Origin of the sequence: Chitinolyticbacter albus (genome assembly GCF_024437655.1) — a bacterium.
GTDB classification, from domain to species: domain Bacteria; phylum Pseudomonadota; class Gammaproteobacteria; order Burkholderiales; family Chitinibacteraceae; genus Chitinolyticbacter; species Chitinolyticbacter albus.
Map to the genome: position 1 here is coordinate 1 of NZ_JANBVF010000029.1, position 456 is coordinate 456.

The 456-nt window shown below is 60.7% G+C and carries 1 protein-coding gene; it reads left to right on the plus strand.

Annotation, left to right across the window (positions count from 1 at the left end; all coding sequences use genetic code 11):
- Positions 1-355: glycosyl hydrolase family 18 protein (locus NLI84_RS14950; RefSeq protein WP_255991447.1), on the plus strand; the 355-nt coding region annotated here is incomplete at its 5' end.
- Between the last annotated feature and the right edge of the window lie 101 nt (positions 356-456).

A 456-nucleotide genomic window follows, 5' to 3' on the forward strand; every position in this document is an offset into this window, starting at 1 on the left:
CAACAAGCTGGTGCTGGGCCTGCCGTTCTACGGTCGTGGCTGGACCGGTGTGCCGAACGTCAACAACGGTCTGTATCAGAAGCCGACCGGTGCTGCCCGCGGTACGTACGAAGCCGGTATCGAGGACTACAAGGTGCTGAAGAGCGCAGCCGGTACCGTGTATGTCCACCCGGTGACCAAGCAGTCGTACAAGTACGACGGCACCAACTGGTGGTCGTACGACACCCCGGGCGTGATCCAGACCAAGGTGGACTACGCCAAGGCCAAGGGTCTGGGGGGTGTGTTCAGCTGGGAACTGGATGGCGATACCGCCGACGGCGAGCTGACCAAGGCCATGGGCAAGATGAACCAGTAAGACCAAGCAACAATAACAGTGGTAATCCCCTAACCCTCCCGCTCGCGGGAGGGTTTTTTGTCGTGTGGAGCGGTGCTGTTGCGGGCAGGCCAGGTCCACAA